Source organism: Verrucomicrobiia bacterium, from assembly GCA_035629175.1.
Lineage (GTDB): Bacteria > Verrucomicrobiota > Verrucomicrobiia > Limisphaerales > DASXHY01 > DASXHY01.
The window spans coordinates 36,731-60,099 of the sequence record DASPIL010000023.1; the positions used below are offsets into that span (position 1 = coordinate 36,731).

The window sequence follows — 23,369 nt, forward strand, 5'->3', positions numbered from 1 at the left end:
TCGTCGTCAAGCGCGCTGCCGGAAATTTCTGTGAAAACTTCTTCGAGAACATGCTTGGAAATATTCGGGCAGCAGACGCCAAGGAGGTGGGGGTGGGGAACCCCGCTGAAGAAACGTACTGCTACCCGAACAACCCAAGTGTATGAACGGAGATTGGTTTGTCAACTGGCCCCCAGCTCTAAATTGTTGCTCTGCACGAGTTTCATGCGAAGACACGCGTTCGTTTTTGCCTGTATTCCGGCGGTTCCCGCGACTCGACTTCAAAGGCGATTTTTCATCAAATGGATTCGATGTCGCGCAATACTGAGAAGTTGATCCGGCCTTTGGTTCGCCAACTGCATCCCTACATACCAGGTGAGCAACCAGCAATCCGGAACCTGATCAAGCTGAACACAAACGAGAACCCGTACCCGCCGTCACCACGGGTGCTCCGTGCCGTCCAACAAGCGGTCGATTCGCGGCTTCGTCTGTATCCAAATCCCGCCGCGGATCCCCTGCGGCAGCGTCTTGCGAAAATGCATGGCTGCGCTCCTGAAAACATCCTGGTCGGAAACGGCTCGGACGAAGTCCTGGCGCTGGCAGTTCGTGCTTTTGTCGAACCCGTGCCGAAAACCTCTCGCACGCGGCAGACCGTCGCGGCACCGCGTTCGACCGTGCAGTATTTTCACCCAAGCTACTCCCTTTATTCCGTCTTGGCTGACACGCACGGGGGCTTTCGAAACCCGGTTCCGCTTGCGACGGATTTTTCTTTGCCTTCACTCCACGAACTTCGGAGAAACGCAGTGTGGCAGTTCAACGCTGCCTTGACGCTCATCACGACCCCGCACGCGCCGAGTGGACGCGGCTATTCCACCAGTGAGCTGGAACGGCTTTGCCGTGCTCAAAAAGGCGTGACGCTTCTTGATGAAGCGTATGTCGACTTTGCTAATGAACACGCGATGGACCTTGCGTTATCGCTCCCGCACGTTCTTGTGGCCCGCACCTTTTCGAAAGCGTATTCGCTCTGTTTCCAGCGCGTGGGCTATGTTGTGGGAAATCCGGTTCTGATTTCAGCGCTGCACAAGATTCGCGACAGCTACAACGTGAACGGCCTCGGGCAGGTTGCCGCGGTGGCGACACTGGACGACCTGGCCTACTACCAAAGCAACTTCAAACGAATTCGCGGAACCCGCGAGCAACTGGGCGCGGAATTGACGAAACTCGGCTTTGAGGTTTTGCCAAGCCAAACCAATTTCATTCTCGCGCGGCCTCCCCGATTCCCGGCGGAGCAATGGCTATCGAGTTTGCGGGAGCGAAAGGTCCTTGTGCGCTGGTTCAGGCAGCCTGAGGTCAGCTCATTCCTGCGGATCACCATTGGAACACCTGCTGAAGCGGAAGCTTTGATCAAGGCGGCGCGACGCATTCTCAAGACCCAGTGATCGGGGAACTGGGGCATTTGCGCAATCCTTCCGCTCTCGCATCTGCACATTTCGGTCGGCGTGATTTTCAAAAACTCGCTTGACCTTTCTTTTCTGCGGGCGGACGATGCCCGCGTTCGAGGCGGCTGATTCCAAACGCAAGGTATCCTCCGGGGCGCGTTGTTGTTTTCGGCCAAGGAAGCTTCGAGCATTCAACAAAAACGTTGGTGAACTATGGAAATAAGGGAGTACACCTATGAAACTGCTACCTCGTCGGCACGTCATGTCAGCTTTCGGCGCTGTCATGTTTTCTTCAATCACATCCATCACAGCTCAAACCTGGATTTCTGATGCCAGCGGGAACTGGGACGATCCTGTCAATTGGTCCGGGAGCGTTGTTCCTGATGACGGGAACGCCGTTGCTGACTTCAGCACACTTGATATTGGAGCCACAAGAACCGTGACGCTCGGCTCCTCGCGCAAGGTTGGAACATTAAGGTTCGGCGACCTTGCGGGAACTTCGGGATGGACCATCACGACCAACGCGTCCGGTGACTCATCATTGACACTTGGTCAGGGCGGTACCGTGCCCACGGTCGAAGTCATCAATAACACCGCGGCGATTCGAGTTCCGTTGGAGGGGGCGCACGGGTGGGTGAAAGCCGGCCCAGGTTCGTTCGTCTTGCAGGGCGCGGCGAATGGTTATACTGGAGAAACTCGGGTATTGGACGGTACGCTCGCCTTGAACAAAGCATCGGGTGTCACCTCAATCCCCGGTGATCTCGTAATCGCCGAGGCGGGAACAGTGCTGATTTCGGGAGGGTCGAATCAAATTTCGGATTCCGCGCTCGTCACAATCAAGACGGGCGGGACGTTGAATTTGAACAATCGTCCGGAAGTGATTGGCCAGCTCGTGCTTGATGGAGGCGTGATCACGAATAACACAGGATCGCCTGCGTTGGTTTCGCAGGATGGATTCGATCTTCGGAGTGGCGCCGTGCATTCGGTGCTCGGAGGCGCCGGAAAGATGTTAACGAAGAGCACCGCGGGAACTGTGGTTTTGACGGCAGCGAATACGTTTTCCGGCGGAACTCTCATTCTGGACGGAACGCTGCAGGTGGGCAATGGCGGCACGGGCGGAAGTGCCGGACCAAGTGGAAGCATCATCACCAATTATGGCCGGCTTGTATTCAATCGCGGAGCCGGAAGCGCTTTGACAGTTTCGAGCGTCATTTCCGGTCCGGGAGTCGTGGTCAAGACCGGGCCCGGAACGATAGCGATGACAGCGGCCAATAGTTATACTGGCGCCACGATCGTCAGTAACGGGGTGCTGAACATCAGCAGTTCATCAACCCTTGGCTTCGGTCCGATCGAGCTCGCGGGCGGCACTTTGAACACCACAGCGAACCGATCCGTGAACACTGCGCCACTTGGCAACCCCATTGTTGTCTCGGGTGACAGTGCGATCACGACCACCAGCCCGTCTGGAACTGTGGATCTGAACTTCACCAACAGCTCGTTCTCAGGCACCGGGGGCACGCTCACGTTTCGAAACGACGGCGCGAATGACCCCACGGATCTTTTCGACCCGCGGCTGTCTGGCGGCAGCTTCGTGTTTGATCGTCCCATTGTGATCGACAACGGCGCTATTGGATTGACGCGGCTCAATGCCTTCAATGCCTTGGGAACGACGCAGACGTTCAACGGACCCATTGCTGGCACTGGCAGTTTTCGGAAATCGATCAGCGCCGGCGCGGCAGGAGTCACGATCCTGAACGGGCAAAACTCTTACAGTGGCACCACTACCGTTACCGCAGGGGAACTGCAGATCAATGGAACCCTCGGGACGAACTCTCTGATTGTCAGCGGGTCCGGAACCTTGAGTGGAAGCGGAGTGCTTGGCGGAGCAGTCACTGTGCAAGCGGGCGCAACGTTGTCGCCCGGCAATGGCGCCGGCACCCTGACGATCAGCAACAACGTCACCCTTGCCGACGGAAGCAAGACTGTCATGGACGTTGGTGCCGCAGGGTTGTCAGACCAGGTTGCCGGCATCAGCGAATTGACCTGCGGCGGAACGCTGGAACTGAATGTCAGCGGGAATCTTTCCGCAGGCAAAACGTTCCAGCTGTTCAAGGCAGCCAGTTATTCCGGCAGCTTCAGCAGCATCCACCCGCCCGAACCCGCCTCGGGTCTCGTATGGAACACCAACAGGCTGGCGGTGGACGGAGTCCTTTCCGTTGAATCCACGAACCTTGTCGTTCAACCGGCAATCTCACAGTGCGTCCGTCTGCCCGATCGCAGTGTGCGTTTCTCATTCAATGGAAGTATCGGTCTTCCTTATCGCGTGTGGGCTTGCACGAACCTCGCGTTGAACCTTGATACAGGATCATGGATCTTATTAACGAATGGCAGCTTCAACCAAACGATCGAATCGTTTGCCGACCCCGACGCAGCCCAGTTTAAGCAGAGGTTCTATCGCGTATCGGTTCCATGACGGAGCCGATGGTCCAGCGCGGTTCGCAAGAGGTTCCCGTTCTCGATCGGCCGAATAAAAAAACCCCTTCCTGCATACGCGGGAAGGGGTTGTTGTTTCAACAGGCGTTTAAGGCGTGCTCGACACCCGGAAGAACATCTGTGCGTTCGACCGTGTGGGAGTGACATAACTTACGGATTGCCCCGTGCCGGGGATGGGAGATCCGATGTTTTGCCATCCGCCACTCAGCGAAGAGACACCCTGAATCTGGTAATTCTTGCCAGCGACCGTGTCGAAGACCACTTCCGCGGCGGTGTAGATCTTCACATTGCTGCTGCCCGGGTTTTCGGAGTTGACCAGCGTATTGGCATTCATCCAGACAACGCCGTCAGGCAATACCACGCCCGACGTATTCGGGTTCAAGCCGAGCGCAAACTTCAGCCAGTTCGGAATCCCGTCTCCCGAGGGTGTGGCATTCGGGGCTGCGTTCGGGTGCGTCGCAGATCCGAAATACGCGGTCTGCCATGTATCGGCCAGGCCGTCGTTGTTGGCGTCTCCGCTGAGATCCGCAATCGACGCCTTAAGAAGCCCGACCGCATAGGCCGTGTTGTGAATTCCGAAGCTGCCGTCTTCCTGCACGAACTTGTAATTGTATCCGGCGCGCAGCTGCTGTTTGGTCCAGCTCGCCGTGATGTTGATCGAAGTTTTCGGAGTGCCGACTGGCGGCAGGAGCATTCCGAGTTTCGCCAGCATGCCCTGCACTTCGGTTTGAACGCCTTCAACGAGTCCGTCGCCATCATAATCCTGGCGGCGCAAGTCGAAGCTTTCGATTTCGCCATGGCACTGTTTGCAGGCGCCTACGACTTCGACGTCGTCCGCAGTCGTGTTCGTCGTCCCGCCGTCCCACGCGAGCCGGAAGGTGTGTCCGCCGGCGTGTGTAAATGCCGGACCCGAGGTGATCGGCTGCATATGGCAGGTGACGCAAGTTCCTTCGACAGAATCACGATGGGCGGAACTTGGAATGTCCTTGCCGTAGGTGACCGCGTTGACACCCATCAACATGTCGGTTTGGAGTGAATGATGAGGGCCGAAGTTGGCGCTTCCCGCCGTGACTTCGACGTAGTTGGTTGCATCGCGGCGGCTCATGTGACAGTTCATGCAAACCATGCCCGCCCCCGCGTCGCTAATCACAGTCTTGTTATCCATCAACGCAATCGGACCCACATTGCGGAGTTGGTGCGGCTTGCTGGCGTCGTGCGGATCATGGCAGGCGGCGCAACTGATCGCCTCGTATTCGGTTCCGATGGGCTGCATTCCAGCCGTGTAACGAGCAAAGCCTTCCGCAGTATGGCAGCGAACGCAGCCGGATCCGGTTTGGCGGGGCGAGATCGCGTGGCCGGAGCTGTTCCACTCCTGCACTTTCCAATGCTTTGAAAGGCTGTCGTGGCATTGCGCGCAATCGCCAGCGCTGAAGCTTGTGGAAATATAATTAACGTTGCCCAATTTCATCGCGTGCTCGCTGCCTGGACCGTGGCAGCTTTCACACTGAATATTGGCTGCGCCCTTGAGCGAGTTGTGCATGGCGGCCCAATTGCCATTCGTCAGTGATGTCGGAAACTGCCAGTTCACGGACGCCGCAATGTCATCGAATCCGCCATTCACCGCGTTGGTGTGAGCGTCATAGCCGGTTACGTGGCACGAAACGCAGTTCTTGTTGAAGGTCGGGGCGCCGATGCCATCGATCTTGCGGGTGAATGCCGTGGCGTGGGGCGTCTGCTGCCATGTCGTGAAAGTATTCGAGGCGACGACGCCGCCGCTATGGCACAGGGCGCACGTTTGGGCTCCGAGAAATGTCGCGGCCGTTATGGTCTGCGACACGTTTGTCGTGCCCGTTGTTGTGTTGATCGTCGCAACAACCGTGTATTGGCCAACCACATCAGGAACCAGCACAGCTCGGCCTGCGACGCGCAGGACAAGGCGATCCGCGGGTTTGTAGACCGGAACATTGGTGCTGAGCGGACTGGACGTGATGGCTGCAGCCGAACCGATTGGTTTGTTGCTGAGGTTCCAAGTCACACTCGTTATCGACGCGGGCGCAACAGAGGAGTTGACCACTGCGTCGAGGTAAGCAGGTTGTCCAATGCCGATGGTGTTGAGGCCGCTGGCAGTCTGACGGCCGGTCAAGGCATGGTCCTTGATTTCTTGCGGCGTCAGAGGGCGGAGCTGCAGTTGCCCGTTCAGGCCCGCGGCGGGGGCGGTCGCCGCGATGGCATTCCCGCCTCCAGGGGCAAATAGCGCGCACGCCGCCAGCAAGGCGTACGCAGGTTTGGTCCAGGTTTTCGGTTTCATAGTTGATTGTTCAATAGAGAGGTTGCGGTCAAGGAGACACGAACTGGCATGAGCTTAGGCAGGTTCGAAAAACCAACTATCCGCCTATTGTCAAACAACGACTTTTAATTGGCGTACGCGACAGCAACATGCGTTGGATCAACGTTGGTTATGCAGCGGACGGGCAGGACGCAGGCCATTCGAAGCCAGCCTGTGCAGGAGGACAAGCGGACAAGTTTCAGCCGGCGCAAACAGCGGGCTCAAGAAAGGCGAGTTCAACGTTTGCAGGAACGGGACGAACGGCCGGAGCCGTGAACCGACGCAAGAGGTCATTCGCACGGGAGCTGATAATTTCCTCGCATCGTCCCAGCTCCTGCTGACGCAGGCGCATGTTCTCGCGCACGATTACTTCGAGATCATCCACGTCGTACAAATAAACATTGCTCACCTGCTGCACGTCGGCAGCGATATCGCGCGGCACCGCGATATCGATGAGAACAAGGGAGCGATTGCGTCGTGCCTGCATCACACGCTCTATTTCTTCTCGGTGAAGGATCGTGTGGGGGCAGCCAGTCGATGTGACAACGATGTCGGCCTGTTCCATCGCGGGAAGGCAATCGTCAAAGCGGATGGCGCGTCCGCCGAACTCCGACGCAAGATTTTGGGCGCGGTCGAACGAGCGATTCGAAACCAGCACTGAGCGCACACCCTTTTTGCTCAGATGTCGCACGCAGGCTTCTCCCATCTTGCCCGCGCCAATGATCATTATGGTCTTGTCGGAAAAATCCTGGTCGAAGATGCGTTCGGCCAATTCGACGGCAACACTGCCGACAGAGGTGGCGCCCCTGCCGATTCCGGTGCGGGTGCGGATCTCCTTGGCTGTCTGCAAAGCGGTTTGGAAAGCGCGGTTGAGCACTTTTCCGGTCAGGTGCGCATCGCAGGCGGCCTGGTAAGCTTGCTTGAGCTGGCCGGTGATTTCCGTTTCACCAATCACCATGGAATCCAGTCCGCTGGCGACAGAGTAAAGGTGTTGCACCGCTTCGGAGCCCTCCTTGATGTAAAGATAGGGTGAGAAGTCGATCCTGCTCGCGGAGAGGTGCTGGAAGAGGGTGTTTAACTGGGTGCGCGGATTGCGGGTCACGCCGTAGATCTCTACGCGGTTGCACGTGGAGAGAAGGACGACCTCATCCAATTGGGCGCTCAGCTTCAGGCGGCAGCCATGACACTGGAGGCGCGACGCGTGCACTGCAATTTGCTCGCGGATCTCGACAGGCGCGGTTTTGAAGCTGAGACCGGCGATGAAGATTCTCATATGGCCGCTTGGGGGACGGAGTTCAAGGACCGCGCGCAGCGAACCGGCTTCCTGCAATCCATCACTGTGGGTGTCAGGACGCCCGAACCTGGCAGGCTACGCTGCGCGGGAAAGGTGTCAGGGTTGGGAAGAACAGCCAAGCTGGCGTCAGTGCCGAGGGCAGCAGCCAGCTCTTGTCGCGTGCACTTGCTCGGGCGTCGGCTGTTCATGAGGCAAATCTAGTAAGGCGCCCCCTGAGCGCCTCGCCATGACTTGCCAAACAATTGCCGTATCTTGCTTCCTCCCAGCCCACACAAGGCCAAGCGCCTCTCAGGCGCCAATGTGTTTGCGCAGGAGGCCGCAGATCACATCAGACCATTTTTTGAGCGTTGCTTCTTCCCGGCCTTCCACGAGCAAACGCGCTTTCGGTTCGGTCCCGGAGTAGCGCAGGAGAATGCGGCCGCCTTGCGACTGGAGTTCCTTCTCAGCGTCATTGACCAGCGCGGCCAGTCCGTCGAGCTGCTCAAACGGCTTCTTCTCCCTCACACGCACATTGGTGACGAGTTGCGGGAAACGCGTCCAGCAGCGGGCCAGTTGCGACAGGGACTGTCCCTTGGCCTTCATGATACGCAAAATCTGCAGCGCTGAAACGAGTCCGTCGCCCGTTGAGCTGTAATCGCGGAAAATCATGTGCCCGCTCTGCTCGCCGCCCAGGTTGAATCCATGGCGAAGCATTTCATCGATCACGTTCTTGTCGCCCACAGCCGTGCGAATCAGGCGGCCCCCCGCACTCTTGATCGCTGCGTCCAGCCCGGCATTGCTCATCACCGTGCTGACAAGTGTGTTCTGGCTCAAGGTGCCCTGTGCGAGCATGTCCAATGATGCGATAGCCATGATGTCGTCGCCATCGATCAATGCCCCGGATTCATCGCAAAGGATCACCCGATCCGCATCACCGTCGTGGGCGATGCCGAGGGCGGCGCCGTGTTCGCGGACTTTTTTGCAGATCAATTCAGGATGCATTGAACCGCAATCCTTGTTGATGTTCATGCCGTCCGGCTCGTTGCCATAAACGAAGACCTCCGCGCCCAGCTCACGCAGGACGCAGGGTGTTGCCTTGTAGGCGGCGCCATGTCCGCAATCGACGACCACCTTCAATCCCTCCAGCGTCTGGCCGCGCGGGAACGACGACTTGGCATACTCAATGTAGCGACCCAGGGCATCCTCGATGCGAACCGCTTTTCCGATTGCCTCTGCCGTCGGGCGAATGGTTTCGATCTCACCGCTGAACACCAGGTTCTCAATCTCCGCTTCAATCTGGTCGTCCAGTTTGTATCCGTCGGCCCGGAAGAACTTGATTCCATTATCAGCATACGGATTGTGCGACGCGGTGATCGCAATTCCCGCGTCTGCGCGAAGGCTGCGGGTCACGTAAGCCACGCCTGGAGTGGGAAGCGGCCCGATGAACAGGACGTCGACGCCCATCGACAGCACGCCTGAGGAAAGGGCGTTTTCCAGCATGTAGCCGGACAGGCGCGTGTCTTTGCCGATGACGATCTTGTGGCGTCCGCGTCCGCGCGCCTGCGATTCGAGGTTTTTGAAAACGTGCGCCGCGGCGCGGCCAAGCTTCAACGCGGTTTCCGCCGTGACGGGTTCGATATTTGCAGTTCCGCGCACCCCATCGGTGCCGAATATTTTTCGGGATGAACTCATAGTGGAAAGCGATTCAATTCTGCGGCGGTACAATGACCTCCACATCGCCAGGAGCGACGCGCGTAGCCACGAGGCCGTTGGGAAGTCTTACCTCGATCTGCTTGCGGAGGGAGTTTGCCGAGCTGATACCAGTCAGGTCGATCTCAGCGTGGATATCCTGCCGCCGAAGCTTTTGCATCAAAGCGGTTTCGCCGCGCACCGTGATCTCCACGCGATTGGGTTCAACGCTGACCGAGCGCGCCTCGGCTGCGGGAACGCGAACAAGGATTGGAATTTCCCGATACACCTGCTCGATCATGTGGGTGCCGAAGGTTCCAATGACAGGCGTGACTTCGCGCCGGAGAAAGAGCTTGGAAACGGAGATCCAGATGATGACCGCGAAGACTGTCGAAAGGAGCTTCAGCCAGAAATCGCGGAAGAGGATGTGGCGCAGCAGGTCGATCATTTCGCAAGGGTGCTCGGGGTGGTATCGCGCGGCGTTTCCGGGGAATCTGAACCGGCAAGCACGACAGGCCCGGGCGCGGTCCGTTCTTTGCGCCACGAGCGAATCAGCTCGAGCCACTTTCGTGACTTCGCCGGGTTCACGAGCAGCGATGTAAGGAAGGATCGCAGCGCTTCCATCGTGACCCCGCGGACCAGATTCCCCTTGTATGCGTAAGAAACGGCGCCCGTCTCTTCGGAGACCACAACGACAATTGCATCGGTTTCCTCGCTCAATCCGATTGCCGCGCGATGCCGCGTCCCGAGCGATTTGCTGAGATCCTGTCTTTGCGTCAGCGGGAAAATACACGCCGCAAACGCAATCTTGTCGCCCTTGATGATTACGCCGCCATCGTGAATGGCATTATTTGGGAAGAAAATGGCTTCAAGCATCTCCGGCGTCGCGTCACAGTTCACCGCGATTCCGGATTCCACCGCCTCCTGCAGTTGGATGGATTGTTCAATTGCGATCAGCGCTCCGATGCGCACTTCCGAGAGGCGTTCGGATGTTTGAATGATGACCTCGATGCTTTCACGCTGTTCGTGGGCAGTTGTAAACATCGGGAGATTGCCGAGTTCAGCGAGCATCCTGCGCAATTCCGGTTGGAAGATCACGACGACGGATACGCTGAAGAAAGCGAGGAACGACACGAGCAGCCAGCGCAGCACTTCGAGTTCAAGCAGGAAGGTCACGAGAACGAAGGTCAGGAAAACCACCAGGAACCCGGTGACCACAGCCCATCCGCGTGTCCCGCGAATAAACCGCAAGGCATAGTAGATCGCTACGGTCAGGATCAGAATTTCCAATCCGGCCTGCCAGCCATCCACAATGATGTCTCTGAGTCGGTCCAACTTATTTCCTGACGTTAACAATGGCCTCGGTCATTCGCACCGCCTGCACTGTTGCAGCGACGTCGTGCGTCCGAATGATCTGAACCCCGGATCGGACCGCGGCGCATGTGCAGGCGAGCGACGCGGGCAATCGATCGCGGAGCGGGGCTCCCAGCAACTTGCCGATGAAGGATTTTCGGGACACTCCCAGCAACATCGGCCGGTTGAACTGCTGAAACGCTTCCAGGGCGCCGAGCAGCTGCAGATTGTGCTCCAGCGATTTTCCAAACCCAATTCCGATGTCGAATATAACTTGCTCTGCACGCACTCCGCAATCGTTCAGTCGCTGCAGCCGGTCGGAAAAGAAGCTGCGAACTTCGTCGACCACGTCTTTGTAGTGCGGGTGCTGCTGCATCGTCTGTGGCGTGCCTTGCATGTGCATACACACATACGCCGCGCCCGTTGCTGCCGCCACGCGCCACATCCGATCGTCATCACGATTGGCTGCGATGTCATTGATGATCGATGCACCCGCTTTCACTGCGGCTTCAGCCACGGCCGGCTTCATTGTGTCGATCGAGAGTGGACACCTGGTTTCCGCCGCAAGCGCTTCAATGACAGGCAACACGCGCCGCAGCTCTTCGCGTTCCGGAACGGGATGGGCTCGCGGGCGGGAGGATTCACCTCCGATGTCGATGATCTCCGCGCCCTCCCGGATCAAATCTCGCGCGCGATCAATTGCCAGGTTCGCGTCGAGAAAACGGCCGCCATCTGAAAAGGAATCGGGCGTGACGTTGACGATTCCCATGATGAGCGCGGGCCTGGGGAACTGCAGTTCAAATGGACCCGCGCGGAGCAGCATGGAGGAAGGAACGGCCTAGTAGCCAGCGCCAGATTGCGACTTTTGGATCAGCTCGATCTCGTATCCCTCGGGCGCGTCAACAAAGGCGAATGTTGTGCCGGTCGAACTCGTGGTGGGTCCGTCTGAAAACTTCAGACCCTGCGATTCCAGGTGCCGCCCGAACTCCACCAGATCTTCGACTTCAAAAGCGAGGTGCGTGAGATCAGGTTGAACCTGAACCGGTCCACTGCCAGGAAAGTGAGTGATCTCAATCAACTCGTCGCTTTGCGGCGCCTTCAGGAACACCAGTTCTGAACCACGCGGAGAGCGGTGGCGCCGGACCTCCTCCAGCCCCAACACGTTCTTGTAGAATTGAACGGTGCGGTCCAGGTCGTTCACACGATATCGCGTATGCAACAGTTTCGTCGCCTTGCTCATGGCGACACCATACGGGCAGAACGCTGATGTGAGAAGGGGAATTCAGAAACTCGACCTGGTTCGCGCGCGCTCCGTATTCATCCGGCGAAAACAGGATGCGCACGTTTGAGAGGAAGGTTCCCCAGTCGTCGTGGGGCATCAAACCCCTTGCTGCGCCCGTTGCTTTTTAATACCAAGGCGCCGTGCATTATACAGTGGGCTGGTTTCGCATACTTTTTTTGGCAGCCGGCATTATGGTTCCCGCGGGGACCTGGGCTCAGATTGATCCCATGCCGCGCCAGATGATCCAGCTCGGCTACAACGCCGCGTTCCAGGGCCATGCGCCGCTCTCAGCCTACGCGTTTTACTACCGCAACATTCCGCACTTCATGCAAACGAACCTTGCGTTGCGCATGGCAATTGCCCCGACCTACGTTGACGCGGAACTCGGAATCCGCGAAGTGCTGGGCGAGAACACCGATCTCGGGATTGGAATTGCGGGGGGCGGGTTTGCGGACAGCTATGATGAAATCCGCCGGGGAACCTTCATCCCTCGCGAATCATTTGTGGGACACGGCGGTGAAATTTCGGCCAGTCTCTATCACTGCTTCAACCCAGGGCAGCAGATTCCGCTGAACGGTGTCATGCGCGGCCTGGTGCATTACACCGCGTATGAAGAGGATGATTCCACGGCGCGCACGTTCCCGCTTCCTGAGGATCATCCCTGGGCGGGAATTCGGACGGGATTACGTTGGGGCGGCCAGGAGCCAATTCTCTTCCCCTCACTCGCCATGGAACTTTCCGTCTGGTACGAGGGCCAGTTCCGCGGGGAACATGGCCGCTACGGATACACGGGCGTCAATCCTCGTGGCGACCGCAGCATGGAAGACATGTCGCACCTTTTCTGGGGTCAGGCCCTGCTGGCTTACACATTCACGAACTCGGGCCAAAGCTTCTACATCAATCTCACAGGGGGAACGAGCATCGATGCCGATCGATTCAGCGCCTATCGATTGGGCGCGCTGCTGCCTCTCGTGTCCGAATTTCCACTCAGCCTGCCTGGCTACTATTATCAGGAAATCAGCGCCGAACACTTCGTAATGCTCGGAGGAAATTATACGGTCGCCCTGGACTCCAAGGGGAAGTGGTCGGCCAATCTGGTCGCAGCGACAGCAGGTGTCGATTATCTGGATGGGCTGGAACAACCCGGCCAGTGGCATTCCGGAGTGGGCGCCGGAATCCTTTACCAGGCTTCGTCGGTCAAGGTGATGGTTGGCTACGCCTATGGAATCGATGCAATCCGCAGCAGTGGCCGAGGGGCGCACAGCATCGGGTTCCTGATGCAGATGGATCTGGATCACGCACGTCGTTTGCTCTTCAGTCCGCAACAGCCCAACCGCTGGCGCGGCTTTCAGCGTATCTTCGGTGCTTTTGGAGGTTGAAACACAGCTGTCAGGGGTGGCGGAATGCCTTAACCCTGCGCGGTTTTGCTCCGATGCAATGCATGCGTACCGGCATGATTTATCAAATCCTGAAGCGATTTATTTTTGGATTCCTCGTTCTCGCGAACTGGCTTCCAGGTGCAGCGCAGGCGCAAGAGCTTTCGTCGAATCGCTGGCTTTTGATCGTTGAAACGTCGCGGCCCATGCAGCGGCGAGCCGAAGCCGCGCGTCATATCGCCGCGAATCTTATCGCCAGCGGGATGAACGGGCAGTTGCGCCGCGGCGACACGCTGGGTGTCTGGACGTTCGGCGACGCACTGCACACAGGCAGCTTTCCGCTGCAACACTGGACAGGTGACCGCCCGCGTGAAATCGCAACGCGAGTCCTTGCCTTTCTCGGCGACCAGAAGCACGACCGTGAATCGTTCCCCGGGGTTCTCGTGCAGGACCTGCAGGATGTCGTCCAGGATTCCGAGCTGATCACAATCGTTCTGATTACCGAGGGATCCTCGGCCAATCTCGGAACTTCCTTCGATGCGCAGATCAAAGCGGAATACACAGCTTGGCGGGCGCAGCAGATGGAAGCCAACATGCCATTCGTGACGGTGCTTCGCGCGGAGAGAGGCAGGATTACGTCCCACATGGTCAACACCCCTCCGTTTCCCCTGGAACTTCCCGACCTGCCGCGCGTTGCACCGCGACCCGCGCCTGCACCTGTTGTTAAAACGGTTCAACCCGAAACGAATCGCCGTCCCACTCCCGAACCTGTTCCGAGTTTGATTATCTCAGGAAAGAAAGCCGAGGCTGCCGCCGCACCTGCCGGTGCATCGTTGCCTGAATTGCAACCGATGTCTGCGCTGGTGGCGCTGCATTCCAATACGATTTCAAGCGTTGCGACGCCCTCTCTCGCAGCCGTTCCTCCTCCTCCTGCTCCTGCTGCGGCGCAGTCGGAAGCCGTCGTTCATGCGCCTGTGCCTGTCGAAGCTGAATCACCCGCACTGCCCGTTTCACCTATTCAAGCAGCGGCCCCCGCGTCGATAGCGAATCCAATTTTGACGATTGAGAATGCTTCGGTTTCGCAGGGTGCGGAACGAGTTGAAATTATTGCCGAACCGGCGGAAGCGAGCCCGCGATGGGTTTGGTTTGCAATTGCAAGTGTTGCCGCGCTCATCGGCCTTGCCGTGGCCTTGAAGCTTTCGCGGCGTGCAGAACGTCACCCAACAAGCCTCATCACGCGGTCACTCAACCGCGAACCCGTCCCTCAACCCACCCGCAGCCAGGCTGTCTTAAGATAGGCGGGCTCTGATTTCGGGATTGGAAAATCCGGCGGCTGCGGAACGTAATGCTGCTGCAAAACCCGTCTTCCTGCCTTTGCTATCGCGTCCGCAACCTGTTCCAGGAATTCTTCGGGCGCCCACTCCGCGGCGTTTGTCGATGCCAGGAGCACACCGCCGGATTGGAGCAGCGGCAAGGCTGCGCTGACCAGCTTCCCAAAATCCTTCTCCGCACGAAAGATCCCGCTCTCCTTGGACTGTGAAAAGGTGGGCGGGTCGAGAATGATCACGTCAAAGCCCCGGCCTTTCTTGGCCAGCCGACGGAACCATTCGAATGCATCGCCATAAATGAAGTTGTGTTCCGCGGGGTCAAGATCGTTCAACAGGAAGTTGCGCTTTCCCCATTCCAGATACTTGCGCGAGAGATCAAGGCTCGTCGTGCGCGCGCCTGTCTTCGCCGCGCACACCGAGAATCCGCAAGTGTAGGCGAATGCGTTCAACACCTTTAACGGATCCGCGCTGCGGGACGGCGGGGAGAGTTCGAATCCTGCTGCGACATGGCCATTGAGCAGCCGCCGCCGGTTATCGCGTTGATCCAAAAACAGACCCGTGGAGTAGCCTTCGGCAAAACTCATCTCGAACTGCACGCCGTTTTCGCGAATCACAAAACGTTCCGGAGCAAGAGACCCCTGAACCCATCGTGGGGATGCGTCGGATATGCGACTCCGCCGAACCTGCCGATCGAGCACCTTGTGATAGATTCCACGCTCCGCAACCGCAGCGGGTTGAAAGCCGACCAACGGCAACAGCTCCTGGCGTTGCGGGTCGAGGCCAAACGGCGCCTGCGACAAAACGAACGCCCCCAGTTGGTCAACATACCATCCAGGCCAGCCATCGCCCGCCCCGTGAATGCATCGAAACGCGTTCGTCTCGTCGGAATTAATGACAGCCCGCCGCAGTGCAGCGCGCGGATCTGTGTCAAAATCCGCGGCCGCGGAAAAGAGCAGCTCCCGTCCGTCGAGCGGATGGCAAAGTTTTAATTCGGCTGCGTGGAGGCAAACGCGCGAAAACGGCGATCCTCCGTACAACGAGTCGCCGAGGATCGGAAAACCTTTTTCAGCTGCGTGAACGCGGATTTGGTGCGTTCTGCCCGTAACAGGTTCCGCCTCGACACTGAATAGAATGGAATCCGCGGCGGGTGGTGCGGGTCGGAAGCGAGTTTCCGCAGCGTCCCCGATTGTGGCGCTGACGTAGCGATCGCCCGCGCGCGTGATGTTTGATTTCACCACGCATTCACGTGCAACTGGCCGGTCGGTCAGCAGCGCGTACGTTTTGCGAACGACGCGCTGCGTGAATTGTTCCGTGAGCGAACGATTGGCGAGCGCGGTCTTGCCGAACACCAGGACTCCGCTTGTTTCCTTGTCGAGACGATGCTGCAGGCCAAGGTGTGCCCAACGGCTTTCGCGATGCTTCAACCACTCGTAGATGCCTTCGCCGGCGAACGGCGACGGCGCGTGCGTGTTCATTCCCGCCGGCTTGTTGATCACCAGCAGGTGGTCGTCTTCGAATAGCAGCAGCGGAAGCATCGGGCCGGGAACCCGCAAGGTCCTAGAAGAATTTCCAGGCGGCACCGCCCTTCCAGACGACATACACTCCCAACAGGAAATTCGTGATCGCGTGCGCGGTCATTGCATCGCCCAGGCGGTTCTTGCGCAGCACGAGCCCCTGATACGCCATGCCGCAGATGATTCCCGCAAGCCATTGGAAATGCACCAGGCCGAACAGGATTGCGATCACGATGAACGCAGTGGGATGAAAGCGGTTCAGGGGCATGTTCTCGAAGTCGGTCCTCACCGAATACCGGTACAGGAATGAGCGATAGAATACTTCTTCGAGGGGCGGCACCACCACGGTCATGCCGAAGATGCGGATCACAATCAGGCTCCAGGCAACCATGCTTTCCGCGCCGAAACGTTCGAACGGATTCCACACGCTGTCCGCGGTGTCATCAAAGAACAACGTGTTGCGCGGAACGTAGGGATCGATTCCGACCCAGACGACAAAGATGACGGCACCGACGACGACCGCTTCCCAGCTGAAGGCCCATCGCATCTCCCGCACGATCGGCCGCATCACCCAGATCATCCATGCGCCGAGGACTACTTTCACGGCATAGAGCCAGAACATCGCGTTGCCGCCCATCATTCCACCCAAGCTGGTGATAATGAGGAAAACGAAGAACGGCACGAACCGCGCGTGTATTGCCGACTGCTCGATTTTCGCCCTGAGTGGATTCATCGGGCCAAATCATCGCCGAGGCCGCATGAACGCCAAGAAAATTATTCTGCGAAGCTCAGCACGTTTGTACCCGTCGCACTCACGAGGCGAACGCTTCCCGGCTGGATCTCCTGAACGCGGTATTCGCCGACGGCGCTGTTGGTGTACACCGTTTTTCCATTGATGATCGCCGAAGGTTTTGCGCTGTGGAAGAAGATGCCATTCAATTTCAGCGGCGGCGCTTTTGGCTCTACTGGCTCAACAACCGGGGGCACAACCTCGGGAGCGGGCGTCGATGCAGCGGCAAGGGGCTCAGCCACAGGTTCGGGAACGATCGCGGCCGCCTGAATGGGTTCCACGGCTTTTTTTGGAACCGAGGCGGTGATCAAGGTTTCTGAGGGCGTGCGTTTGTTGATCACCATCGGAACGACAGCGCCTGCTGCCACGAGAACTGCGACAAAGCCCAGCATCAGCAGCATCCCTGTTCCTGAGTTCGAATGCGGAGGGGCTTCGGCAGGTCGCAGCGGAAGGTTCAGGTTTCCGGCGGGTTGCGCGGTTTGTTGTTTGGCGCGCCGCAATGCGTCATTGATCAAACTCATACTCCGATGTCTCCCTCCAGTTCCCGAATGGCCGCGCCCACGACGCGATAGCCCAATTCGTCCCGATGATTCACAAACCCCGCGAGCAACGCCTTGTCGCATACGGCATTGACCAGGCGCGGGACGCCGCCCGTGTAATGATGTATCCGCCACAACGCGGCCTTGGTGAAACGCGGTGCGCCGCGCGCCCCGGAAACCTGCAATCGATGCTGGATGTACTGGCCGATCTCGGCCTGGCTCAGGGGCGAAAGGTGGTAGCGAACCGTGATGCGCTGGCGCAACTGGCGAAGGCTGTGGCTGTTCAGGCGATCGCGCAATTCCGGCTGTCCCATCAGCACGATCTGCAACAGCTTGCGATTGTCGGTTTCCAGGTTCGATAACAGGCGAACCTGCTCGAGAAGTTCCTCCGTCAGGTTCTGCGCCTCGTCAATGATGAGAACCGTTTCCTTCCCTTGTTCGACATTCCACAGCAGGAAATCGTTGATCTTGGCAATGGTATCGAGCCGGTCCATTCCCCGCACATCGAGGCCGAACTCGATTGCGATCGCCTTCATCAGCTCGTCCGCATTGAGGACCGGATTCAAGATCAGGGCGGTGGAATAATGCTCGTCCAGTTGTTCGAGCATCGCGCGACAAAGGGTCGTCTTTCCAGCGCCCACCTCACCCGTGAGCTGGACAAATCCTTTCCGCTCGCGAATGCCGTAGAGCAGGTGGTTGTAGGCTTCACGATGCTTCGGGCTGTAAAAAAGGAAGCGCGGGTTCGGCGTGATGTCGAACGGCATCTCTGACAAGCCATAGTAATCCAGGTACACGTGGAGTGTTCAGCAAGAGGAGTGCCTTCCGGAAAATCTGGCGGCAGGGGGCCGATGATGTCCCGAAACGATTCGTTTCTGCCCAAAAGTTGTTGGAGCGATGACGCGCAAACGGTGCCTCCCGCAGCCAAATGCCCGCTTGTTTTGATTCGGCCCCTCGGCTACTTATCTCCGGGCTTTACGATGAACAGGACGCTGGTGGTTGTGCCGACCTATAACGAGCGGGAGAATCTTCCGATGCTCGCTCAGCGCCTTTTAGCTCTCCCTGTGAAGGTCGATTTGCTGGTCGTCGATGACAATTCTCCCGACGGCACGGGCAAAATGGCCGACGAGCTGTCAGTGCAGCATCCCTCCGTGCACGTCCTGCATCGCACGCAGAAGAATGGGCTCGGACGCGCCTACATCGCTGGTTTCAAGTGGGCGTTGCAGCGCGGATACGAGTTCGTGTTTGAAATGGACGGCGATTTTTCCCACAACCCGGACGACGTGCCCATATTCCTGCAGGCTGCGGAGGATGCGGATCTCGTCCTGGGTTCGCGTTACATTCATGGCATCCGTGTCATCAACTGGCCGTTGCGCCGCTTGATGCTCAGCGTCAATGCCGGCAAGTACGTGCGCATCGTGACGGGCATGCCATTCAGCGACCCCACTGGCGGATACAAGTGCTTTCGCCGCCGTGCATTGGAATCGCTTCGGCTGGATGAGGTGCAATCCAATGGCTACAGCTTTCAGATCGAATTGACCCACAAAATCTGGCGGCAGGGGATGAAAGTGGTTGAAGTTCCAATCATCTTTACGGACCGCTTTCAAGGCCATTCGAAGATGTCGCGCGATATCGTGCGGGAGGCGTTCTGGATGGTGTGGAAGCTCTGGTTTCAAAACGGAATGCGCCGTCGTCCGACGGTCCCCCCGCAGAGGCCTGGCAATTCCGGCAAGGCCTTGCCTTCGCAAGCGCTTTGATCTGACTGGCCGACGCAAAAACACGAAGGGGACGGCCACAAATCGCACAGCGCGGCAGAGCCGCAACCAAAAGGGGATGGGGAAGACGGGTTTCCAAGAATTGCGCTGATTTTCGCGAATTGCCTGCCGGTTTGGTGTGATGAGTGTGTTTCTTGGTTTACTATTCTTCAAGTGATCCGCGGGCAAAACGGGATTTGAACAGGAGGACCCAGAGATGGCGGAGGAAGACGTTTGGGCAATTCGTTTTGATCGGTTATCACAAGGAGGGCATTGCGCGAGATGTGATCCGTCAGGAGCGAGTAAAGGAGGATCTAATCACCGTGATCAGCCGTCGAGCCCTGCCGCACCTGGTTCGTGCGTGGCAATCGCCTGACCAAGAAACTGGAACTCAAGCTCAACTGGGGCAAATGCATCTATCTCTATTTTTACTTCTTGCATCAACGGCTGGGTTTTCTGCATCTGCGGCTGCAAACGTGGTTCCCGCGGCAGTCCACATCATGACACCGCTGGCCCAAGAAGCCGGCAAAGCTTGCCGCGCCAAACAAAAGCAGGGAAGACGTTTTCGAGCGCTGCGAGCCTTTGGAGAAGATGTTGAGTTGCTCAAGGCTGTCAACCGAATTTGCGATCAGCGGCTTTCGCAACTATGACATCCGGCAGGCGCTCTATGGTCAAAGGGTCGGAAAAGCTCAAAAGCGCAAGCAATCCGCAGCAGTGAGCCGCCGACTAGTTCGGGTCCGCGGTGCCGACTGCGAATGGAGAAATCCTCTATGCCCACACGAACGGCACGGTGAATTCGAACTCGGGGCGGACTGAACTCATGCTGCGGGCACAAGGCCTAATCCGCAATTGTGGGATAGTAGTAAGGATTAGAAGAACAAAATCCCGCTCCTCTCTCTGCTACCTCTGCTTGCTCCTGTTCAATGCCGTTTTCCGTTTCCAACCTTCGCGTCCTTCCCATGAACCTGCGCAGGTTCCAGGGTCGTGAGCAGGTTAAAAACAAGGGCTTCGCATGAGGTCGTTTGTTTGGCTACGGCGAAGTGCGGCCCGCCTGGTTTGACACCCGGTTCCCCATAGGCTATTGAACCAGCCGTTCACTCGTGCGGAATTCACCTGAAATGTATGAAAACGATTCTCCTTGTTGCAACCGCCGCGCTGATTTGCGCCGTGCAATTCGCCGTTGCCGCTGATGCTCCATCCGCCCTGAAGGCAGGGGACAAAGCGCCTCTCGTAGAAGGCAAGGACCAGGACGGAAAAACGTGGAAGCTCGCCGACGACATAGGCAAGCAGGCGTTGCTACTCTACTTCTATCCCAAGGACGAAACGCCGGGCTGCACAAAGCAGGCCTGCAGCATGCGCGACAGCATCACTGAACTCGAACAGAGCAAGGTCAAGGTCGCGGGGGTCAGCTTCGATTCCGCCGAGAGTCACCAAAAGTTCATCGCGAAGCATGGATTGAATTTTCCGTTGATTGCCGACACCGACGGGAAGATTGCGGAAGCGTATGGAGTGAAGATGAAGGACCGAAACATGGCCCGCCGCGTGAGCTTTCTGATCGGACGCGACGGCAAGATCGCGCACGTCACGGACTCGGGCGATCCGGAGAAACATGTCACGGAAATGAAACTCGCGGCTGCGACTTTGAAGAAGAGCTGAGAATATCTTACGTTCGTTTGGGGCTGTGGCGGAAAACCAGCCCGTTTGCTAAAAACCGCATGACCTCCGACCTTTCCATTTTTGCCGCGCGACTCCGCGACTTCATTGAACTCGCGTCCCGCGAGGAGTTGTATCTCCTCCCTGCAACCGATCCTGCGCTCAAGTCCCACCTTGACATCGAATTCAATGGAATGGCGCTTGTTCTCTTTGCGTTGCAGTTTGCAAATAACGCCGTTTATCGGCGCCTCTGTGAGTCGCGCGGGATCACACCCGACACGGTGAACCACTGGAGCCGCATCCCTTCAGCTTCAACGGTCGCATTCAAGGAATTCGATGTAACTTCGATTCCGGCCGCGCAGCGCATGAGCGTCTTCCACTCAAGCGGAACGACTGAGAATCGTCCGAGCCGGCACTGGCATTCGACCGAATCCCTGGCGCTTTACGAGGCTTCGCTGCTGCCATGGTTTGAGCGAAACGTGATGCAGAACGTGATGGGGCAGGGGTCAACGTTCAAAGCAGCCGCCCTGACGCCGCCGCGCGCGTTGGCGCCGACCTCATCGCTCGTGCACATGTTCGAAACCGTTCGCGGCCGGCTGAGTGAATCGGTAACGGACTTTGCATTTCTGGGCACCGTTGCGCCGGATGGATCGTGGAAACTGGAGGTCGCGGCAACGCTGGATTTTCTGCAGCTCGCCATCGAGGCAAAACAACCTGTGCTGTTGTTGGGAACCGCCTTTTCGTTCGTTCACTTGATGGATGCCCTCGCCGAGCGCGATCTGCCCCTTGCGTTGCCGAACGGTTCGCGCGTGATGGAAACGGGTGGTTACAAAGGACGCTCCCGCAGCATGCCCAAGTCTGAATTGCACGGGTTGATTTCGAATCGACTCGGTGTTGCGGCGACGCAGATTGTTTGCGAATACGGCATGAGCGAATTGAGCTCGCAGGCTTACGATTCGGGCGAGTTGCGGACATTTCGCTTTCCTCCATGGGCGCGTGCCCAGGTTGTCTCCGTTGAAACGGGGGCCGAAGTCTGTGTTGGGGAAACTGGACTGCTGCGGATCTTTGATCTCGCCAACGTTTATTCCGTGATGGCCATCCAGACTGAAGACCTGGCCATTCGACGAGGCGATGGATTTGAGTTGGCGGGACGCATTGAATCCAGCGAGCCGCGAGGCTGCTCCCTGATGCCCGCGAGCTCCTTTTGATTGCTGTGAACCTGCCCAATTACTTTATCGCCGACCTGCCGGCCGATGCGGTGCTGACACCTGAAATGCTCAGCGAGGCATGCCGCACGTTGCGCCGAAACCGCGAGCAATATTTGGCGGCGCGGTCGACGGAGAGCCTCATTGAATTGCTCAGCGCGGTTGCGCTGAACTGGCTGAACCCGGGCTACACCTTTCGCAAGCTTGCGCTGGAACATGGGCCTGCGGCGACGGGTTTTTCCCGAGAAACCCTGTCGAACGGCCTCGACCAGTTTTTCCGCCAATTGACGCCCGAGAATTTCAGCACGCTTCTGACACAGGATCTCGGTCACACGCAGCGCCTCGAAAAATTCGTGGCGACAGTGGCGGAGGAACGTCAGTCCCGCCGAAGCATCGCCTGCGCGCCCGAGTTGCTGGTGCAGATCGCGGCCGGAAACCTGCCGAATCCTTCGTTCATGAGCCTTGCGCTTGGGATTCTTCTGCGTTCCGCGCAAGTCATGAAATGCGCCAGTGGCGGTGCGTTTCTGCCGAGGCTTTTCGCGCACTCCATTTATGACGAAGATCGAAAACTCGGCGCCTGTCTTGAAGTCGCAGAATGGCATGGCGGAAACACGGCTCTCGAGGACGTGCTGTTTGCCGATGCGGATTGCGTCACGGCGACAGGATCCGATGAGGCGCTTGCGGCGATTCGCCAGCGCGTTCCCGCCCGCGCCAGGTTTGTGGGTTATGGGCACCGCGTGAGTTTTGCTTTTGTGGCAAAGGATGCGTTGACGAGTTACAACAGCCGCAGGGTCATCTCGCGCGCGGCCAATGATGTGGTGGCATGGAACCAACTGGGATGCCTCTCGCCGCACGCGGTGTATGTGGAGAATGGGGGGACCCTGGACGCGGAAGGATTTGCGGAAGCCCTCGCGCAGGAGCTTGCGGAACGTGAAGCAGTGGAACCGCGCGGGTCCGTTCCCAATGAAGCTGCCGCTCAGATCGCCTCTCGCCGCGCGTTCTACGAAGTGCGGGCGGCGCATTCCCCCGACACGCGCCTATGGACCAGCGAACAGTCCACAGCCTGGACCGTTGTTTACGAATCCGGCGCGAAGTTTCCACACTCGTGCCTGAACCGGTTCATCTATGTGAAAGGTGTTCCGGACTTGAAGGCGGTTATTGAAGGTGCGGACACCGTTCGCAAACAGGTTTCGACCGTCGGCATTGCTGCATCCGAGGCGCGCTCAATGGCGCTTGCCACGGAATTCGCGCGCTGGGGCGCGACGCGGATCTGCCCGATCGGCGAGATGCAAAATCCACCCCTGACGTGGCGCCACGATGGACGGCCAGCGCTGGGTGACTTGATTCGGTGGACGGATTGGGAAGGATAGAACTTCGCG

At 58.2% G+C, this 23,369-nt stretch carries 20 protein-coding genes; 9 read left to right on the forward strand and 11 right to left on the reverse strand.

Going from position 1 to position 23,369, the window contains the following annotated elements; all coding sequences use genetic code 11:
- The first annotated feature begins 290 nt into the window (after positions 1 to 290).
- Both hisC and VEH04_03800 read left to right on the forward strand, forming a co-directional pair.
- Positions 291 to 1,418: a histidinol-phosphate transaminase gene (gene hisC, locus VEH04_03795; GenBank protein ID HYG21880.1), complete on the forward strand. Its 1,128-nt coding sequence runs from the start codon at positions 291 to 293 to the stop codon at positions 1,416 to 1,418.
- A gap of 235 nt (positions 1,419 to 1,653) precedes the next feature.
- Positions 1,654 to 3,891: an autotransporter-associated beta strand repeat-containing protein gene (locus VEH04_03800; GenBank protein ID HYG21881.1), complete on the forward strand. Its 2,238-nt coding sequence runs from the start codon at positions 1,654 to 1,656 to the stop codon at positions 3,889 to 3,891.
- A gap of 108 nt (positions 3,892 to 3,999) precedes the next feature.
- Here the strand turns inward: VEH04_03800 and VEH04_03805 are convergent, their stop codons facing one another.
- From VEH04_03805 to VEH04_03835, 7 genes are all read right to left on the reverse strand, one after another.
- A complete protein-coding gene (locus VEH04_03805) occupies positions 4,000 to 6,219 on the reverse strand; it encodes a multiheme c-type cytochrome (GenBank protein ID HYG21882.1) in 2,220 nt (739 codons plus the stop codon).
- Positions 6,220 to 6,436: 217 nt separating this feature from the next.
- Positions 6,437 to 7,510, reverse strand: coding sequence for a glutamyl-tRNA reductase (gene hemA, locus VEH04_03810; protein ID HYG21883.1), 1,074 nt, complete (start codon positions 7,508 to 7,510; stop codon positions 6,437 to 6,439).
- Between the two features lie 309 nt (positions 7,511 to 7,819).
- Positions 7,820 to 9,202 carry a phosphoglucosamine mutase gene (glmM, locus tag VEH04_03815; protein HYG21884.1) on the reverse strand — a complete coding sequence of 461 codons (1,383 nt, stop codon included), beginning with the start codon at positions 9,200 to 9,202 and terminating at the stop codon, positions 7,820 to 7,822.
- 13 nt (positions 9,203 to 9,215) lie between these two features.
- Complete coding sequence (locus VEH04_03820) at positions 9,216 to 9,647, reverse strand: CdaR family protein (protein HYG21885.1); 432 nt, start codon at positions 9,645 to 9,647, stop codon at positions 9,216 to 9,218.
- On the reverse strand, positions 9,644 to 10,534 hold the full coding sequence (cdaA, locus tag VEH04_03825; GenBank protein ID HYG21886.1) for a diadenylate cyclase CdaA: 891 nt from the start codon (positions 10,532 to 10,534) through the stop codon (positions 9,644 to 9,646). The genes VEH04_03820 and cdaA overlap by 4 nt, the downstream gene beginning before the upstream one ends.
- A gap of 1 nt (position 10,535) precedes the next feature.
- Positions 10,536 to 11,321 carry a dihydropteroate synthase gene (gene folP, locus VEH04_03830; protein ID HYG21887.1) on the reverse strand — a complete coding sequence of 262 codons (786 nt, stop codon included), beginning with the start codon at positions 11,319 to 11,321 and terminating at the stop codon, positions 10,536 to 10,538.
- A gap of 69 nt (positions 11,322 to 11,390) precedes the next feature.
- Complete coding sequence (locus VEH04_03835; GenBank protein HYG21888.1) at positions 11,391 to 11,792, reverse strand: VOC family protein; 402 nt, start codon at positions 11,790 to 11,792, stop codon at positions 11,391 to 11,393.
- Positions 11,793 to 12,010: 218 nt separating this feature from the next.
- On the opposite strand from VEH04_03835, the gene VEH04_03840 reads away from it, so the two are divergent.
- Both VEH04_03840 and VEH04_03845 read left to right on the forward strand, forming a co-directional pair.
- A complete protein-coding gene (locus tag VEH04_03840; protein ID HYG21889.1) occupies positions 12,011 to 13,213 on the forward strand; it encodes a hypothetical protein in 1,203 nt (400 codons plus the stop codon).
- Between the two features lie 74 nt (positions 13,214 to 13,287).
- Positions 13,288 to 14,508 carry a hypothetical protein gene (locus tag VEH04_03845; protein HYG21890.1) on the forward strand — a complete coding sequence of 407 codons (1,221 nt, stop codon included), beginning with the start codon at positions 13,288 to 13,290 and terminating at the stop codon, positions 14,506 to 14,508.
- Here the strand turns inward: VEH04_03845 and VEH04_03850 are convergent.
- Genes VEH04_03850 through VEH04_03865 form a run of 4 tightly spaced genes read right to left on the reverse strand, consistent with a single transcriptional unit; the run spans position 14,475 to position 18,175 of the window.
- Entirely contained in the window at positions 14,475 to 16,073 is a 1,599-nt protein-coding gene (locus VEH04_03850) for a class I SAM-dependent methyltransferase (protein HYG21891.1), read from the reverse strand. The genes VEH04_03845 and VEH04_03850 overlap by 34 nt on opposite strands.
- 22 nt (positions 16,074 to 16,095) lie before the next feature.
- Entirely contained in the window at positions 16,096 to 16,785 is a 690-nt protein-coding gene (locus VEH04_03855; GenBank protein ID HYG21892.1) for a CAAX prenyl protease-related protein, read from the reverse strand.
- Positions 16,786 to 16,826: 41 nt separating this feature from the next.
- Positions 16,827 to 17,363 carry a hypothetical protein gene (locus tag VEH04_03860; protein ID HYG21893.1) on the reverse strand — a complete coding sequence of 179 codons (537 nt, stop codon included), beginning with the start codon at positions 17,361 to 17,363 and terminating at the stop codon, positions 16,827 to 16,829.
- Positions 17,360 to 18,175 carry an AAA family ATPase gene (locus VEH04_03865; protein HYG21894.1) on the reverse strand — a complete coding sequence of 272 codons (816 nt, stop codon included), beginning with the start codon at positions 18,173 to 18,175 and terminating at the stop codon, positions 17,360 to 17,362. Before VEH04_03865 ends, VEH04_03860 begins: the two co-directional genes overlap by 4 nt.
- A gap of 183 nt (positions 18,176 to 18,358) precedes the next feature.
- On the opposite strand from VEH04_03865, the gene VEH04_03870 reads away from it, so the two are divergent.
- The 5 genes from VEH04_03870 to VEH04_03890 all read left to right on the forward strand — a co-directional run bounded on the left by VEH04_03870 (position 18,359) and on the right by VEH04_03890 (position 23,360).
- On the forward strand, positions 18,359 to 19,135 hold the full coding sequence (locus VEH04_03870) for a polyprenol monophosphomannose synthase (GenBank protein ID HYG21895.1): 777 nt from the start codon (positions 18,359 to 18,361) through the stop codon (positions 19,133 to 19,135).
- Between the two features lie 245 nt (positions 19,136 to 19,380).
- Positions 19,381 to 19,782: a hypothetical protein gene (locus VEH04_03875; GenBank protein ID HYG21896.1), complete on the forward strand. Its 402-nt coding sequence runs from the start codon at positions 19,381 to 19,383 to the stop codon at positions 19,780 to 19,782.
- 472 nt (positions 19,783 to 20,254) lie between these two features.
- A complete protein-coding gene (locus tag VEH04_03880; GenBank protein ID HYG21897.1) occupies positions 20,255 to 20,788 on the forward strand; it encodes a peroxiredoxin in 534 nt (177 codons plus the stop codon).
- Between the two features lie 59 nt (positions 20,789 to 20,847).
- Positions 20,848 to 21,993 (forward strand): hypothetical protein, encoded by a 1,146-nt coding sequence (locus VEH04_03885; protein HYG21898.1) that lies wholly within the window; start codon positions 20,848 to 20,850, stop codon positions 21,991 to 21,993.
- A gap of 5 nt (positions 21,994 to 21,998) precedes the next feature.
- Positions 21,999 to 23,360: an acyl-CoA reductase gene (locus tag VEH04_03890; GenBank protein HYG21899.1), complete on the forward strand. Its 1,362-nt coding sequence runs from the start codon at positions 21,999 to 22,001 to the stop codon at positions 23,358 to 23,360.
- The last annotated feature ends 9 nt before the right edge of the window (positions 23,361 to 23,369 follow it).

What these genes read in the sequence shown, in the direction of transcription:
- hisC (HYG21880.1), top strand. Translation starts at nt 291, where the DNA reads ATGTCGCGCAATACTGAGAAGTTGATCCGGCCTTTGGTTCGCCAACTG.
- VEH04_03800 (HYG21881.1), top strand. Translation starts at nt 1,654, where the DNA reads ATGAAACTGCTACCTCGTCGGCACGTCATGTCAGCTTTCGGCGCTGTC.
- VEH04_03805 (HYG21882.1), bottom strand. Translation starts at nt 6,219, where the DNA reads ATGAAACCGAAAACCTGGACCAAACCTGCGTACGCCTTGCTGGCGGCG.
- hemA (HYG21883.1), bottom strand. Translation starts at nt 7,510, where the DNA reads ATGAGAATCTTCATCGCCGGTCTCAGCTTCAAAACCGCGCCTGTCGAG.
- glmM (HYG21884.1), bottom strand. Translation starts at nt 9,202, where the DNA reads ATGAGTTCATCCCGAAAAATATTCGGCACCGATGGGGTGCGCGGAACT.
- VEH04_03820 (HYG21885.1), bottom strand. Translation starts at nt 9,647, where the DNA reads ATGATCGACCTGCTGCGCCACATCCTCTTCCGCGATTTCTGGCTGAAG.
- folP (HYG21887.1), bottom strand. Translation starts at nt 11,321, where the DNA reads ATGGGAATCGTCAACGTCACGCCCGATTCCTTTTCAGATGGCGGCCGT.
- VEH04_03835 (HYG21888.1), bottom strand. Translation starts at nt 11,792, where the DNA reads ATGAGCAAGGCGACGAAACTGTTGCATACGCGATATCGTGTGAACGAC.
- VEH04_03845 (HYG21890.1), top strand. Translation starts at nt 13,288, where the DNA reads ATGATTTATCAAATCCTGAAGCGATTTATTTTTGGATTCCTCGTTCTC.
- VEH04_03850 (HYG21891.1), bottom strand. Translation starts at nt 16,073, where the DNA reads ATGCTTCCGCTGCTGCTATTCGAAGACGACCACCTGCTGGTGATCAAC.
- VEH04_03855 (HYG21892.1), bottom strand. Translation starts at nt 16,785, where the DNA reads ATGAATCCACTCAGGGCGAAAATCGAGCAGTCGGCAATACACGCGCGG.
- VEH04_03860 (HYG21893.1), bottom strand. Translation starts at nt 17,363, where the DNA reads ATGAGTTTGATCAATGACGCATTGCGGCGCGCCAAACAACAAACCGCG.
- VEH04_03870 (HYG21895.1), top strand. Translation starts at nt 18,359, where the DNA reads ATGAACAGGACGCTGGTGGTTGTGCCGACCTATAACGAGCGGGAGAAT.
- VEH04_03880 (HYG21897.1), top strand. Translation starts at nt 20,255, where the DNA reads ATGAAAACGATTCTCCTTGTTGCAACCGCCGCGCTGATTTGCGCCGTG.
- VEH04_03885 (HYG21898.1), top strand. Translation starts at nt 20,848, where the DNA reads ATGACCTCCGACCTTTCCATTTTTGCCGCGCGACTCCGCGACTTCATT.